Genomic DNA, 14,392 nt, shown 5'->3' on the forward strand with positions numbered 1-14,392 from the left:
CTTTTCCCGCAAGCAGCGGAGGAGCCACATGAGCTTTGACGAAAAAGTACTAGAGATACCGCAGACACTTCCCATGTTGCCAGTTCGTGATATCGTCGTGTTCCCATACATGATTATCCCTCTCTTCGTGGGACGAGAAGCTTCCATCCGCTCTGTAGAAGAAGCATTGGCAAAAAATCGCCTAATCTTCTTGGCATCACAAAAAGATATTAATGAAGAAAACCCTTCTCCAGAATCTATCTACACAGTTGGTACTGTGGCGATGATCATGAGAATGAGAAAACTTTCTGATGGCCGCGTAAAAATCCTTATTCAAGGTGTTGCTAAGGCCCGCGTAAAAAATTACGTAAAGACAGCTCCTTCTTTCGAAGTAGCTTGTGAAAAAATCGACGAATCTCAATTCCAAGTTCCTCCTTCTGACTCTGAGGCTCTAATCAGAACAGCTAAGGAACATATCGAAAGAGTGATCGCTTTAGGTCGTCCTCTTTCTCCGGATATCTTGTTGGTATTGGATGATGTCACTGATCCAGGTCGCGTAGCTGATCTAGTAGCTAGCAACCTAGGTGTGAAAGTTCAAGACGCACAAAAAGTTCTTGAAACTTCTGATCCTAAAGAAAGACTTAAAATCGTCAATGAGTTGTTGGCTGCAGAAATCGAAGTTATGCAAATGCAAGCTAAGATCCGCAACAACGCTAAAGACGAAATGTCTAAAACTCAGCGTGAATACTTCTTGCGCGAGCAAATGAAGGCTATAAAGAACGAACTCGGCGAGCAAGACTCGAAGTCCGAGGAAATGGAAGAACTCCGCGAGAAAATCATCAACGCCGGAATGCCTCCACAAGTAGAAACTGAAGCTTTGAAACAAATGGCTCGTTTAGAGCGCATGCACCCAGACGCAAGTGAAGCAACAATGGTTCGCACTTACTTGGACTGGATGGTAGATCTTCCTTGGTCTAAAAAGACTGACGACGTTCTTGACCTTAGAAAAGCTAAAGAAATTTTAGATGACGATCATTACGATCTTCAAAAAGCTAAGGACCGCGTTCTTGAATTCTTGGCGGTTCGTAAACTTAAACAAAGCATTAAAGGTCCAATCCTTTGCTTCGCAGGTCCTCCAGGAGTAGGTAAAACTTCACTTGGTCGCTCGATTGCAAAATCAATGGGCCGTGAGTACTTCCGTATCGCACTCGGCGGCGTGAAAGACGAAGCTGAGATCCGTGGTCACCGTCGTACTTATGTTGGTGCAATGCCAGGTAAAATTATCCAGGCACTTCGCCAATCTAAAACAAACAATCCAGTTATCGTACTCGATGAAGTTGATAAGTTAGGTTCTGACTTCCGTGGTGACCCATCTGCAGCAATGCTTGAGGTCTTGGATCCAGAACAAAATGCAACTTTCCGTGATAACTACTTGAATGTTGATTTCGATCTTTCAAACGTATTGTTCATCGCAACTGCCAACGTGTTGGAAAATATTCCACCAGCATTGCGTGACCGTATGGAAATCATCAACATCCCTGGCTACACAGAAAACGATAAGCTCTTGATCACAAAGAAACATTTGATCAACAGACAAATCGAAGCCAACGGTATCACGAATGAAAATATCGCATTCACTGACGAAGGTATCAGATATCTTATCGGTGGCTACACTCGCGAAGCAGGTCTTCGTAACCTCGAGCGCGAAGTGGGTTCTATCTGCCGTAAGGTAGCTAAACTAGTAGTAATGAACGAATCTAAGTTCGTAGAAGTTAACGCAACGACTGTTCCTGAGCTTTTGGGTCCTCCACGCTTCTTGCGTGACGACAAATTGCCAGATTCACAAGTTGGTATTATCCAAGGTCTTGCTTGGACACAAGCTGGTGGTGAAGTTCTTCATGTTGAAGCCCTGAAAATGAAGGGCAAAGGCGGCTTGATGCTGACTGGCCAATTGGGTGACGTCATGAAAGAATCTGCTCACGCAGCAATGAGCTACACAAAAGCTCATATGGAAGAACTCGGCATTCCAGCTGACTTCTTCGAGAAGTACGACATTCATGTGCACTTGCCAGCAGGCGCTATCCCTAAAGATGGTCCTTCAGCAGGTATCACACTCACAACAGCTCTTGTGAGCTTGATGACTGATACGCCAGTTCGTCATGACATCGCAATGACTGGTGAAGTGACTCTACAAGGTCGTGTACTTCCGGTCGGTGGTATCCGTGAGAAATGCTTGGCAGCTTTGAACCAAGGAATCACAAACGTGATCATCCCGTTCGCAAACGCTAAGGATCTTTCAGATATTCCGAAGCAATTTAAAGATAAAATGAATTTCATCTTGGCTGAAAACCTCGATGAAGTGTTCGCGGTAGCCTTCGATAAAAACGCTAAGGGTGTTAAGAAAACTCCGGGCGGCAAAAAAGACGGCAAAAAGCCAAAAGCTCCAGCAGCTGCAGCTTAACCGCAACATCGCTCCTCCCTAAAGAGCAAAAAAAAGCCAGGTTTCAACACCTGGCTTTTTTATTTTTACTCGTGGGTTAAATCCACAAGAACTTGATCTTGAAGAGTTTTACGTCCCGTATCGTCCGTAATGTAAAAATCAAGACGGAATGTGAATCCGATAGGAAAGAACAAGCTAGTATTGGTTGGGAAGCTCTTTTGACCCACATATGGTGACCGTCCGCCTGCTCTATGCTGGTGTTCTTCCATTTGGCCTTTTACATTCTTATCTGAAAAGACCACGTACTCGCCAGGAATATTCGATTTGTAGTGGTGAACATTGACCGTCGCCACGGGGATGCGTGTGACTTTTCCTGCTTCAACAACAGGTTTAATCACATGCTCATTGATTGCCACTTCATAAAAGTAAGAAGAGCTTCCCGGCTTTACAGGATACGCATAGAGGGTTTGATTTTTCCCCTCTTCAGAAAAATTGTAGAAGTTCATCATGTCATCGACGGCGTATGGGTAACTCCCAACACCCACCTCACTAATAATCGAAGGAGCTCGCGACAATCCCGAGCGCTCGCTTCTTTGACGATAGCTCGCAGTAATATAGTTAGGCGCAAAATCGGCGTGAAAAGTGGGACTTCCATCGATGAAGTCCAATAGAATTTGGCCCCTGACATCTTTTGTGACGATAGGCACCTCGCTCGCAACGCCAGCAGACAATGCTACTGTTTGTGAATGCAACCCGCCCGTATCCGGATGCACCAAATTCACCTCTAAATTCATCGCCGGGATCACAAAAATGGTTTGTAGATCAGCGCCCTTTGCAGGGTTCAAGACCGGGCCAGAAAATTTGTAATTCGCATCACGTGTCATGAAACTAAACCCTGGTTGCGGCCCCACATCTGTATGGTAATTGCTCACGTCCCAAGAGAATTTTACGGCCGCCAACTGAACAGTCGTCAGCTTTTTTTCGTCGATTTTGACTTCACATTGTGAGGCCGTATAGAAAGCGTTGCCATTTTTATCTTTGTAAGTAACCTCTAAGCAACCTTGTCCCGCCGCCACATCATTGGCTTCAGCCAATTTCAGATTCGTCAGATTATTATCAATACGGAATTTGATAACAAGGCGACTGACATCGAAACTACCGCCAAGCGTAGAAGTATTCACATCCAGAACCTGCAATTTCCCGAGTTTTTCAACCGGCACTACATCTCTGGCAAAAGCGGAACCACAAAATAACAGGAACATACATAGAACACTTTTTACGTAGGACACTTAAGACCTCCCCAAAATCGTTGTTCTATAATTGCTATCTCCGGGAACGTTTCGGTTCAACCCATTCTGTTGCTTACTGCGTGGTGACAGACCTCATTGCAAACAGAACGGAACAAATAAAAATAACTCTCCCAAAACGGCGGAAGATTTGTGTTCGATCGTATTTGTTGATTGGTCTTATCTGTCACACTTAGGAGAACTCGGGTCTCGTTTTCTTCGGCCTCAGTTTTTTATTTTGGCGTCGGTCCCGAATACGTCTCCCGCACTCGGCCCTGTTCATCATAGTAATAGATGGTGGTGTGTCCGTTTTCATCTATTCTTAAAGAATCAATGCTGCCATTCGCTTTATAAGTAGTCCGTTGATAAGTTTTGTTAGCCTTACTTTCATAAGAAACCGACGAAACAGGATTGTCGGCCTCTACCCCTTTTCGAGTTATTTTATCCCCGTTAGGCAGAATCGCCTCTTCGATGACGACTTCATTGCTTCGTTTCCATTGAGTAACATCCGCACCGTTTGAGCTTTTATATTGATACTGATCAAAACCCTGGTCATTGATGCCCACATAAATGGGTTTTTCGCCAGCCGGAAACTTCATGTCGCCAAGTTTGGTAAAAAAATCGATGGCTTTTTTTTGCTCAGGCACTTGATCCCAGTAAGTAGGCTTCTCTGGTTTTGCCCAAGTCTGTTTTTCTTCTGTTACTGTATTGATTGCCGTTGAGGGTTTTTGATCCGTCGCCGTCACTTGTGGAGGTGCCGACACTTCGCTTTGGGAAGTGGTGGTCGGCGTCTGATCGGCCGGCGCTTTTTGAACTTGTGTAGTTTCTTGTTGAGAAACCGAAGCCTCTTCGCCAACAGAGTCCTCAGGTGCGGAAGTTCTCCACACCCAAAAAGACAGCAGGCCGAGAGTTAAAAAACCCCCGATGGCGAAGAGCTGTTTTGGATTCATAGGGAGGAGCTATTTCTTATCGAGAACAAATACTTTGTCTTCGCCGTTTTCTTTTGTTGGGAAAAGATGAGCTTTCGGGAATTCATCTTTCATGTAACCCAGCTCTTCTTTGAGGTCCCCGCGGACTGTACGCTTAAGACACTTGAAGGTTTTATTCTCGCTACAAACTTTGTCGTAGGTCGAATTGAAATCTTCAGCACCTTGTTTGGCTTTAAGCGCTTTTGCGCAGTCTTTAAGGTCGCCCACTTTGCAGGTTTCTGCATGAGCAGTTAGGCCTAAGAAAAGGATCATAGTTACAAATGCTGTTTTCATAGGTTTTTCTCCTATTGTTTAAAGCCTTTGAGTCTATCGTTTTCGCTTTCAAGAACCCGCACCAAAGTTTTTAGATCCGTCACTTCTTCTTTGAGCTGAAGGATCTGTTCTTCTTTTTCTTGCAGGATCAGGGTGTAGGCTTTTTTAAGTTCAGTTAGAAGCTTATTTGCGGCGGTAAGGATCGGCTCATCGTTTTTTGCCATAGCAATCTTATCTGAGATGTCCGTTTTATTTGACAACGAACTCTGAGCCTTTTGGTTTCCTTGATGAGCACCCACCGGAGCGAGGTCGCTTTCTAGGGAGGGGCGATGTACGCGCTGGTGGGTACTCATCGGTTCGTCGATAATAAAGTACTTACCATCGTCGAGCCTGAATTTAATATCCTCAGCTTTGATTCGACGACGTAGGGTGCTCACACTCACTTTATACTTGGTTGAGTAATCCATTAAAGGCAACCAAGCTTCAGTTTCGTTTGGGTTCATCCCATTAGGCATACTAGTCATCTTCTCTCCGCCTACTCAGCTGTCTCCAGCTTGCGTAATCAGTTTTATCACACCAAGGTCGACTGTCAAATTTATCAGCCCTTTGTGTGGTTACTCAGCCAAATTCTCGACTCAAGGCTGGGTATTCACACTGTCCACCCTGGACCATGGTCTTATTCAAGCCCCTGTTCACGCCCTGATCAAGCCTTTTCGACCAATCTTACGTTGATAATCTTGTAATAAATGGAATAATTTTTTTAGATGCAGATTCGTCGGAAAAAGAAGATAGCCTTGGTTTTGAGCGGGGGCGGTATTAAAGCTGCCGCATTTCATATTGGCGTTTGCCTTGCCTTGAAAGAACTCGGGTTCGTCATGGCTGGCGGCCAAAAAGAGATCGTGCGTCAAAAGTATCCCGAAGATTCGCCGCTGACCATTCGCATGTATGTGGGTTCAAGTGCCGGCGCATTTGTGGCCTCAGTTCTGGCTGCTGGTTACCCAGTAGAGTCCTTGGTGAACGCCTTCCAAGTTGGTTCAGGCAACGAGCCCACCTTTGCTAAAGACGACGTCCAGTATCTAAAGCCGATGAGTTACCGGGATATCTTTAGTGTGAATGGGATGAATATCTTAAATCTTATCCCCGACACTTTTCTAAAGAAGTCCTTGGTTGCGGGTGGGATTGAGACCCTTCTTAAAAATGGATTTAAACTCAACGGTCTGTTCACGACCAAAGGCCTAGAGAAATATCTACGCAAAGAAGTGCTGATTGAAAATGACTTTGCCCGTTTGGGGGTTGAGCTTTTCGTTATCGGGACTCAGTTGAACCATACCCGCAAGGCTATTTTTGGAAACTTCCCTGAGTCTTCGAAAAGCGGAACAACCAAGTACATCAACTACTCTACTATTAGTGAAGCAGTTGCCTGCTCGGCCTCGCTACCTCCGGTTTTTGCTCCTTATGGAATTACTAGACCTGATGGCAAAGAGATCTTCTATTTTGATGGCGAGATTCGCGACACCCTTTCAACCCATGTGGCCGCAGACCACGGCGCAGATTTGGTGATCTCTTCTTACTCGGTTCAACCTTATCACTATACTCCTGAAATGGGCTCGCTTCATAAGTACGGGATTCCGGTGATTATCAATCAGGCCCTTTACCAAGTGATTCAGCAAAAGATTGCTAAGCACATCGAGTATCAATCCAATATGAAGAGCATCTATCAAGAGGTGGATTCGTTCTTTAAAGAACACAAGCTTCCTGAAGAACTTCGCGAGCAATTGCTTTCTAAAGTGCGTGGTCACGGTAAGTACAAACCAGGTGTAGACTATATATATATCCACCCTCGTCCACAGAACTATGAAATGTTCTTCGTGGACCACTTCAGCTTAAGTCCCGAGATTCTAGCCCGCATTGTAAGGGTTGGGTTTAAAGCAGGATATACAGCTTTAAGACATCATGAGCTATAAATAAAAAAACCCGGGTTCCCCCGGGTTTTTAAGCTGCGGACCGCTGGGCCTGCGCACTGCCGGCGTAGCCGACTACATCAAACTCTTCTCTACCGCTGTAAAGATTGGACCTGAAACAAGGCCTAACAAGATGATGCAAATTGCAGAAACCAAAACGGTCACTGTTGTTGCATTCAAAGAGTGACCTGCTACTTCAGCATCGCCATCTTTCATGTACATAACAACGATTGGACGAAGATAGTAATACACACCAATTACTGAGCTCAACATACCCCATACAGCAAGCCACAAAAGACCTTCGCCGATAGCTGCGTTGAACAAGTAGAACTTACCAAAGAAACCGACTGTTGGTGGAATACCTGCCAATGACAACAAGAAAATCGTAAAGCACAAAGCCAAAACGGGTCTCTTGTGTGCAAGGCCAGCAAGATCGTCTACGTTTACGATCGTGTTTTCAGAGTTCTCCATCATGCTGATGATTGCAAATGCACCCAAAGTCATGAAGGCATAGCTGATCAAGTAGAAAATCACGCCAGACGCCCCGAAAGAGCCGACTTCGCTGACTCCAGCTGTAATCAAACCCACTAGAATGTAACCAGAATGCGCAATGCTTGAGTATGCAACCATACGCTTCAAGTTGTTTTGCAAAATCGCCGCAGTATTACCTACAAGCATCGTGATAACTGCCAACCATTGAAGAACATCAAACAAGTTTTGTGAGCCTTCAAGGCTGCGAGTCGCGATGATTCGTAAGAAGGCTGCAAAAGAAACGGTTTTAACCGCTGTTGCCATGAAGCTCGTCAACGGAGTTGGAGCCCCTTGATAAACATCCGGAGTCCAAGCGTGGAAAGGAACAATGGAAACCTTAAAGCAGAAGCCAACGATCACAAAAGTGATACCGAACAAGAACAAGCGGCTTGTTACAACAAGGCTTTTTGCGCTTTCGAAAAAGTCGATCAAGTTCGTGCTGCCAGTAGATCCAAAGATGAATGCAGTACCATAAAGGAAGATCGCAGAAGCAAAACCACCCAAAATGAAATATTTAAGAGCGGCTTCTTTTGCCAACTTCTCTTCGTGGCTCATGCCGATCATCAAATAAAGAGACAACGACATTGTTTCTAGACCGATAAAGATCATCAAAAGGTCTGCCGAAGAAACCAAGATCAACATTCCAAGCGCCGAACTCAAGGTCAGGAAAACGATTTCCGAGAACTGAGAGCCTTTCATCGCCGGATTTTCGTACATCAAAACCATGGATCCCGCCGCTGCACCTAGAGCGATGATTCCCATCCATTGAGTAATACCATCAAACACCAAACTGTGATTGAAAGCTGTTGCGCCAGCAGAGCCAGAGAAGATTCCCAAAAGAACCGCAGCAATCACAAGGCCGATCAAACCTTGAATCAATGTCGTGAGAGGGTTCTGTTCGCGGTTGCCTCTTAACACTTTTAAGGTAATTGGAACCAAGCTCACCAAGAACAACGCAATCATCGGAGAAACAAGAATCAGGTCATTAAGTGTAATATTGGCTTTCATTATTTCTCTCCCTTTGGAGCTGCTGGTTGCTCAGTCGTTGCTGGAGCTTCTGCCGGAGTGGCTTCCGGAGCCGGAGTTGGCGTAGGAGCTGGTTCTGCAGCTTGAACAGGCTCAACCGCAGCACCATAAATCGCTAAGTTGTAACCCGAGCGATTTTGAACCAAGTGATCAACGCTGGCCTTAGACCAATCCAAGAATTGATTCGGGAAAAGACCCATCCAGAAAACCATGATCACAAGTGGAATCAAAACTGCGATTTCGCGCAAATTTAGATCGTGAAGTGGATGATGGTCATCTTTTACAAGCTCTCCTTCAGGACCGAAGAAGACGCGTTTAAACATCCAAAGCATGTAAACCGCACCAAGCACCACACCCAAAACAGCCACATAAGCAAATGCCGGAGCTGCTTTGAAGGTTCCTAGCAAGATCAAGAACTCACCTACGAAACCGTTCGTCATCGGAACCGCGATCGAAGAAAGAGTGATGATAAAGAAGAAGATCGTAAAAATTGGTAATACGCCAGCCAAGCCGCCGTACTTAGAAATTTCACGAGAATGTGTTCTTTCGTAGATCATACCGATCAAGATGAAGAGCGCGCCGGTAGAGATACCGTGGTTCAACATTTGATACAGACTTCCTTGCAAACCGAAGGCGTTGAAAGTGAAAAGACCGATCAGAACATAACCCATGTGAGAAACCGACGAGTACGCCACAAGCTTCTTCACATCCGGTTGAACCATCGCGACCAAAGCTCCGTAGATAATACCGATCACACCGATCAGCATGAAGAGCCACGCCCAATATTCAGACGCTTCAGGGAACAAAGGAATTACCCAACGAAGGAATGAGTACGTACCCATCTTCAACATAACGCCGGCAAGAATTACTGAGCCTGGAGTTGGTGCTTCTACGTGGGCATCTGGCAACCATGTATGTAGCGGGAAAACCGGTACTTTAATTGCAAATGCCAAAGAGAACGCAAAGAACAACAATGTTTGAAGACTGAAGAATTGTCCGCCAACAAACGGAATCTTCAATTTATAGAACTCAAGCAAGCTTGAACTCATTTGGCCAGTCGCCTCTTGAGTCAGATACATCATATAGATCATCGCAACGAGCATCAGGACAGAACCCGCCATCGTATAGATGAAAAACTTTACGGTTGCATAGATTCTGCGTGCGCCACCCCAGATACCAACCATGAAGTACATCGGCACCAGTGAAAGTTCCCAGAACACGTAATAGAAGATCGCGTCCATTGCCAAGAAAGTTCCAAGCATCGCTGTTTGTAGGATGAACAAACAAGCGTGGAAACCCTTTACTCGTTTATCGATAGCAGTCCAGCTAGCCAGGATAATGATCGGAGTTAAGAAGGTTGTTAGAATCACAAGCCACAAAGAAAGACCGTCGATCCCCATAAAATAGGAGATGCCGAATCTTTCAATCCACATGTGTTTTTCAACCAATTGAAGAGCAGCAGAGCTAGCATCAAACTTTTGCAAGAGGCTCAAGCTCAAGATGAACTCAATCACCGACAGACCAAGCGCCAGAGGGCGGACAGAGTTCTCTTTCGGCCACAAGGCTACGATGAGAGCAAATAAAAGCGGTAGAAATACAATCGCGCTGAGTAACATGAAACTACCTCATCAAAAGGATGGAAAGAACGAACACCAAGCCAAGGCCGATATACATAGCATATTGCTGCATATTTCCTGTTTGCAGAGAGCGGATCAAAGAACCGCCACCCTTCACAAGATCTCCTGCCCAGTAAGTGCATTTATCAATAAAGTTAACGTCGATGTAGTACCACAAGCCGCGGCTTGCTCTGATTAGCGGATTAATAATTCCGCCAAAGTAAGCTTCGTCCACGAAGTACTTGTTGTAGACCGCTTTGTAGACAGGTCCCAAAGCTTCGGCCACTTTTTCAGAAGCGCCTGGTTTACGTACATACATCTGGTACGCAACGGCTGCAGAAATCGCCGCAAGACCCACAGAGACTGCCATCAATGACCACTCTAAGGTTGTGTGATCGACAGCGTGGCCTTCGGCAGCTGCTGGAAGTTTTGTAATCAAAGGTTCCAACCAGTGTTCCCAAACATTTGGGATATCTCCCAACACATGACCGATCACGTGTGGAATACCAATCCAACCACCAATCACAGACAAAACACCAAGAACGATCAAAGGAATCGTCATCATTGCATCTGATTCATGTGGATGAGTGTCTTTAGGAACGCGGCTTTTACCCCAGAAAGTCAAAGCCATCAAACGAGTCATGTAGAACGCAGTTAGTGTTGCACCGATGACACCCGCGACCCAAAGGCCAACGTGTCCAAACGGAGAACTAAATGCAAACCACAAGATTTCATCCTTAGAGAAGAAGCCGGCAAATGGCGGCATCCCGATAATCGCAAGCCATCCCAATACGAAAGTAAAATGCGTAATCGGCATGTACTTCTTCAAAGCGCCCATCTTACGGATGTCTTGTTCTTCGTGCATCGCATGGATCACAGAACCAGAACCCAAGAACATCAAAGCTTTAAAGAATGCGTGAGTCATTAAGTGGAACATCGCTGCTCCGAATGCACCCACACCGCAAGCTAGGAACATGTAACCAAGCTGAGATACGGTCGAGTAAGCAAGCACCTTCTTGATATCCCATTGGGTCATACCAATTGTAGCTGCCAAAACCGCGGTCGCTGCACCGATGATTGCGATCACCATCATTGTATTAGGAGCAACCATGAAAAGCGGATTCAAACGCACGATCATGTAAACGCCGGCTGTTACCATCGTCGCCGCATGGATCAGAGCAGAAACAGGAGTTGGACCCGCCATCGCATCTGGAAGCCAAACATACAATGGAATCTGTGCAGACTTACCAGTCGCGCCGATGAACAAGAACAGAGTTCCCAAAGTCACCGCACCTAACCAAGTCGCTTCCGCTGTTGTTGGTGCAAGTGCATTTAGTTCTGAGAAATCCAAAGTTCCGAAAGTCAGGAACAAGATAAACATACCAAGCAAGAAAGCAGCGTCACCAACACGGTTTGTGATGAAGGCTTTCATACCAGCTGCGGCTTTCTCTTCGTCTTTGAACCAGAAGCCGATCAAAAGGTAAGAGCACAAGCCCACGCCTTCCCAGCCTACGAACATCACAAGCAAGTTGCTACCAAGAACCAAGAGCAACATATTGAAGATGAAAAGGTTCAAGTACGCGAAGTACTTTGCAACGCCCTTATCGTGGTGCATGTAGCTTGTAGAGAAAAGATGGATCAAAGAACCAACGCCCGTGATCACAAGGACCATGATCGCGCTGATTTGATCGACAACGAAGGACGCATCAATCTTTAGATTTGCGACGCCCACCCATTCAAAGAAGCTAACAACAATACGGCGAGATTCCGCTGGCATACCAACTAAATCTACCACCAAAAGCACCGAGCTAATGAAAGAGATAAACACGGCTGCGGTTGCGATAGAGCCCGCCACCAAGTAGCTGTGTTTTTTATAACGGAAACCATTGATCATAAAGCCGATCAGCGGACTTAGGATCAAAATCGACATCAGGATAGTGTGATTCATCGTTGATTATCCCTTCAGATGCTCGAAGAAGCGGATGTTCACTTCTTTATAACGTTTGAAAATTGAAACTGCGATGGCCAAACCTACCGCTGCTTCCGCTGCGGCGATCGTCATTACAAAGAACACAAGAACCTGTCCGTCTAAAACGTTCAGATATTTGCTGAAAGCAACAAAGCTGATGTTTACGGCATTCAACATAAGCTCGATGGACATCAAAAGAACGATTACGTTTCTTCTTAAAAGAACGCCGGCCATGCCAGTCACAAAAAGAAGCGCCGAAAGAACCAAGTAATGGTTCAGGCCTACGTTATTAATAAGATCAATGCTTGGCATGTGTTCCACCTTTACTGCGCGCAAGACCCACAACTCCGATGGCGATCACCAACAAGAGAACTCCAAGGGCCTCAAAACCAAATACATATTTTGTGAATAAAAGAACACCGAGGGACTTCGCTGCCTCAGCACCTGACTGCACTGCAGCTGTTGCTGGCTTTTCAGCAAGCTCAGCAGTGATGCCAAAAGCACCCGCCAAGAAACCGGCCAAAATCCCCACCGTGGCAATTTTCAAAATCCCGCTGAGCTTTCCACGCGAAAAGGTTGCTAGCTCCGTTTTTAAGTCGAAGAGCATAAGCACCATCACGAAAAGAACCAGAACCGCACCCGCGTATACAATCAACTGAACGCCCGCGATGAAGTATGCACCCAAAGTTGCAAACAACGCAGAAACACCCACCATAGTCATTGCCAAAGAAAGGGCTGAGTAAATCGGGTTAGAAACAAGGACAACAGTTAAACCACTAATCAGGGTTACTGCTGCCAACATCCAAAATAAAAAACTATCTGCCGTCACAAAAAACTCCTACCAAGCGTATGACACTACGAAAATTACAATTGCTGAAAGGATCGTGTTAGCCAGCGCCCAAGGAAGCATGGTTTTCCAACCAAGATCCATCAATTGGTCATATCTAAAGCGCGGCAAAGTCCAACGAACCCAAATGAAGATCCAAAGGAAGATCGCCAATTTGAAGAAGTACATACCGAAATGAAGAAGTGAGCTCATTGCGCTCGCGGTGTCAGCATTACCAGTAGTGCTCAAACACCATTGATAAACTCCCTCAACAGTTGTCCAAGGAATGTTGTAACCACCCAAGAAGAAGGTCGCCATCAAACCAGACGCCACCAACATGTGACCGTATTCACCGATGAAGAACAGAAGCATTTTGAAGCCGCCGTATTCAGTGTGGAAACCCGCAACCAACTCTGCCTCGCCCTCTGCCAAGTCGAATGGCAAACGGTTTGACTCTGCAAATGTCGATGCAAAGAACAAAATCGCCGCAAGTGGTTGGTAAACGATGCCCCAGTTTGGAATGTATGGAGATGCCACCGTGTGACCGAATGCTTGGAAAGATAAAGTACCTTGTTGAGCATTGATCATATCTGTCAGGTTAAAAGTACCGTACATCAAGATCACGCCAACGATTGAAAGGCCCAAAGCCAATTCATAACTGATCGTCTGCGCACTCGCACGAAGAGCGCCCATCAACGCGAACTTATTTCCAGAGCCCCATCCCGCCATCAAGATTGTGTAGGCCGCCAGCGACGAAACGCCCAAGATGAACACGATACCAACGCCGATTTCATAACCTTGAATTGGGAATGTGTAAGAACCCCACTTCAACGCTGGCGCCATTGGAATTGCAGCAAAACCAAGAGTTCCAGGAATCAACGCAAACACTGGAGCTGCGTAGAACAAAAGTTTTGTCGCCGCTTTCGGGCTAAACTCTTCTTTTGTTAAGAACTTCACCGCATCAGCAAGAAGCTGCATAAGTCCCAAAGGACCAACACGGTTTGGACCGAAGCGATTTTGAATGAAGCCAGAGCCGCGACGCTCAAGCCACACAAGAATAGGTACTGCTTGAACCATGATCAAAAAAACAAGGACAAGCTTTACACAGTTAATCGTTATTTCAAATGCATCTGCACCCATTACTAATCCCACTCCAAAGCTTTAGATTTGATTTCCCAGAATAAACCAAAGATGAAAACAACGATGAAGATCATCATTGCGATCAATGCGTAACCACCGATGCCAGAAGCAATCATGTCTTTGAAGCTTGTCGCCCATGGATACATGAAAATAATTTCGATATCGAAAAGAATGAAGAGAATCGCCGTAAGATAGAACTTAACGGAAACTTTCGTGTCCTTTTTTTCTTGTCCTGGAATACCGCACTCGTAAGGAGCAAGCTTCACGGCATCTTGCGGTTTTTTTCCACCGAATGTGCGACCCAGATACAAACACAGACAACCGAACACCGCTACGAAGACAGTGATAAATATGACTCCGCCTAAAGGCACAGACCC

13 protein-coding genes are annotated in these 14,392 nt (G+C 45.7%); 2 read left to right on the forward strand and 11 right to left on the reverse strand.

Annotation, left to right across the window (positions count from 1 at the left end):
• The first annotated feature begins 28 nt into the window (after positions 1 to 28).
• The gene (gene lon, locus ACLWBB_RS20525) at positions 29 to 2,440 is read left to right on the forward strand and encodes an endopeptidase La (protein WP_413289449.1); all 2,412 of its coding nucleotides are present in this window, start codon (positions 29 to 31) and stop codon (positions 2,438 to 2,440) included.
• Positions 2,441 to 2,505: 65 nt separating this feature from the next.
• Here lon and ACLWBB_RS20530 read toward each other — a convergent pair whose 3' ends face one another.
• From ACLWBB_RS20530 to ACLWBB_RS20545, 4 genes are all read right to left on the reverse strand, one after another.
• On the reverse strand, positions 2,506 to 3,708 hold the full coding sequence (locus ACLWBB_RS20530; RefSeq protein WP_413289450.1) for a hypothetical protein: 1,203 nt from the start codon (positions 3,706 to 3,708) through the stop codon (positions 2,506 to 2,508).
• A 230-nt stretch (positions 3,709 to 3,938) separates the two neighbouring features.
• Positions 3,939 to 4,655, reverse strand: coding sequence for a hypothetical protein (locus tag ACLWBB_RS20535; protein ID WP_413289451.1), 717 nt, complete (start codon positions 4,653 to 4,655; stop codon positions 3,939 to 3,941).
• 9 nt (positions 4,656 to 4,664) lie between these two features.
• Positions 4,665 to 4,967 (reverse strand): hypothetical protein, encoded by a 303-nt coding sequence (locus tag ACLWBB_RS20540; protein WP_413289452.1) that lies wholly within the window; start codon positions 4,965 to 4,967, stop codon positions 4,665 to 4,667.
• Positions 4,968 to 4,978: 11 nt separating this feature from the next.
• Complete coding sequence (locus tag ACLWBB_RS20545) at positions 4,979 to 5,470, reverse strand: hypothetical protein (RefSeq protein ID WP_413289453.1); 492 nt, start codon at positions 5,468 to 5,470, stop codon at positions 4,979 to 4,981.
• A gap of 240 nt (positions 5,471 to 5,710) precedes the next feature.
• Here ACLWBB_RS20545 and ACLWBB_RS20550 point away from each other — a divergent pair, with 240 nt between their 5' ends.
• Positions 5,711 to 6,910 carry a patatin-like phospholipase family protein gene (locus ACLWBB_RS20550; protein WP_413289454.1) on the forward strand — a complete coding sequence of 400 codons (1,200 nt, stop codon included), beginning with the start codon at positions 5,711 to 5,713 and terminating at the stop codon, positions 6,908 to 6,910.
• 72 nt (positions 6,911 to 6,982) lie between these two features.
• Here ACLWBB_RS20550 and ACLWBB_RS20555 read toward each other — a convergent pair whose 3' ends face one another.
• The 7 genes from ACLWBB_RS20555 to ACLWBB_RS20585 are packed head-to-tail and all read right to left on the reverse strand — an operon-like array spanning position 6,983 to position 14,386.
• Positions 6,983 to 8,446, reverse strand: coding sequence for an NADH-quinone oxidoreductase subunit N (locus tag ACLWBB_RS20555; RefSeq protein WP_413289455.1), 1,464 nt, complete (start codon positions 8,444 to 8,446; stop codon positions 6,983 to 6,985).
• Positions 8,446 to 10,080, reverse strand: a complete 1,635-nt coding sequence (locus tag ACLWBB_RS20560) for a complex I subunit 4 family protein (protein ID WP_413289456.1) — start codon at positions 10,078 to 10,080, stop codon at positions 8,446 to 8,448. The genes ACLWBB_RS20555 and ACLWBB_RS20560 overlap by 1 nt, the downstream gene beginning before the upstream one ends.
• Positions 10,081 to 10,084: 4 nt before the next feature.
• Positions 10,085 to 12,028: an NADH-quinone oxidoreductase subunit L gene (gene nuoL, locus ACLWBB_RS20565; protein ID WP_413289457.1), complete on the reverse strand. Its 1,944-nt coding sequence runs from the start codon at positions 12,026 to 12,028 to the stop codon at positions 10,085 to 10,087.
• Between the two features lie 6 nt (positions 12,029 to 12,034).
• Positions 12,035 to 12,361, reverse strand: a complete 327-nt coding sequence (gene nuoK, locus ACLWBB_RS20570; protein ID WP_413289458.1) for an NADH-quinone oxidoreductase subunit NuoK — start codon at positions 12,359 to 12,361, stop codon at positions 12,035 to 12,037.
• Complete coding sequence (locus tag ACLWBB_RS20575) at positions 12,348 to 12,878, reverse strand: NADH-quinone oxidoreductase subunit J (RefSeq protein ID WP_413289459.1); 531 nt, start codon at positions 12,876 to 12,878, stop codon at positions 12,348 to 12,350. Before ACLWBB_RS20575 ends, nuoK begins: the two co-directional genes overlap by 14 nt.
• A gap of 9 nt (positions 12,879 to 12,887) precedes the next feature.
• Positions 12,888 to 14,027 (reverse strand): complex I subunit 1/NuoH family protein, encoded by a 1,140-nt coding sequence (locus ACLWBB_RS20580; RefSeq protein WP_413289460.1) that lies wholly within the window; start codon positions 14,025 to 14,027, stop codon positions 12,888 to 12,890.
• The gene (locus ACLWBB_RS20585; RefSeq protein WP_413289461.1) at positions 14,018 to 14,386 is read right to left on the reverse strand and encodes an NADH-quinone oxidoreductase subunit A; all 369 of its coding nucleotides are present in this window, start codon (positions 14,384 to 14,386) and stop codon (positions 14,018 to 14,020) included. The genes ACLWBB_RS20580 and ACLWBB_RS20585 overlap by 10 nt, the downstream gene beginning before the upstream one ends.
• Positions 14,387 to 14,392: the final 6 nt, after the last annotated feature.

It is taken from the genome of Bdellovibrio sp. HCB337, assembly GCF_047302465.1.
GTDB lineage: Bacteria > Bdellovibrionota > Bdellovibrionia > Bdellovibrionales > Bdellovibrionaceae > JACMRP01.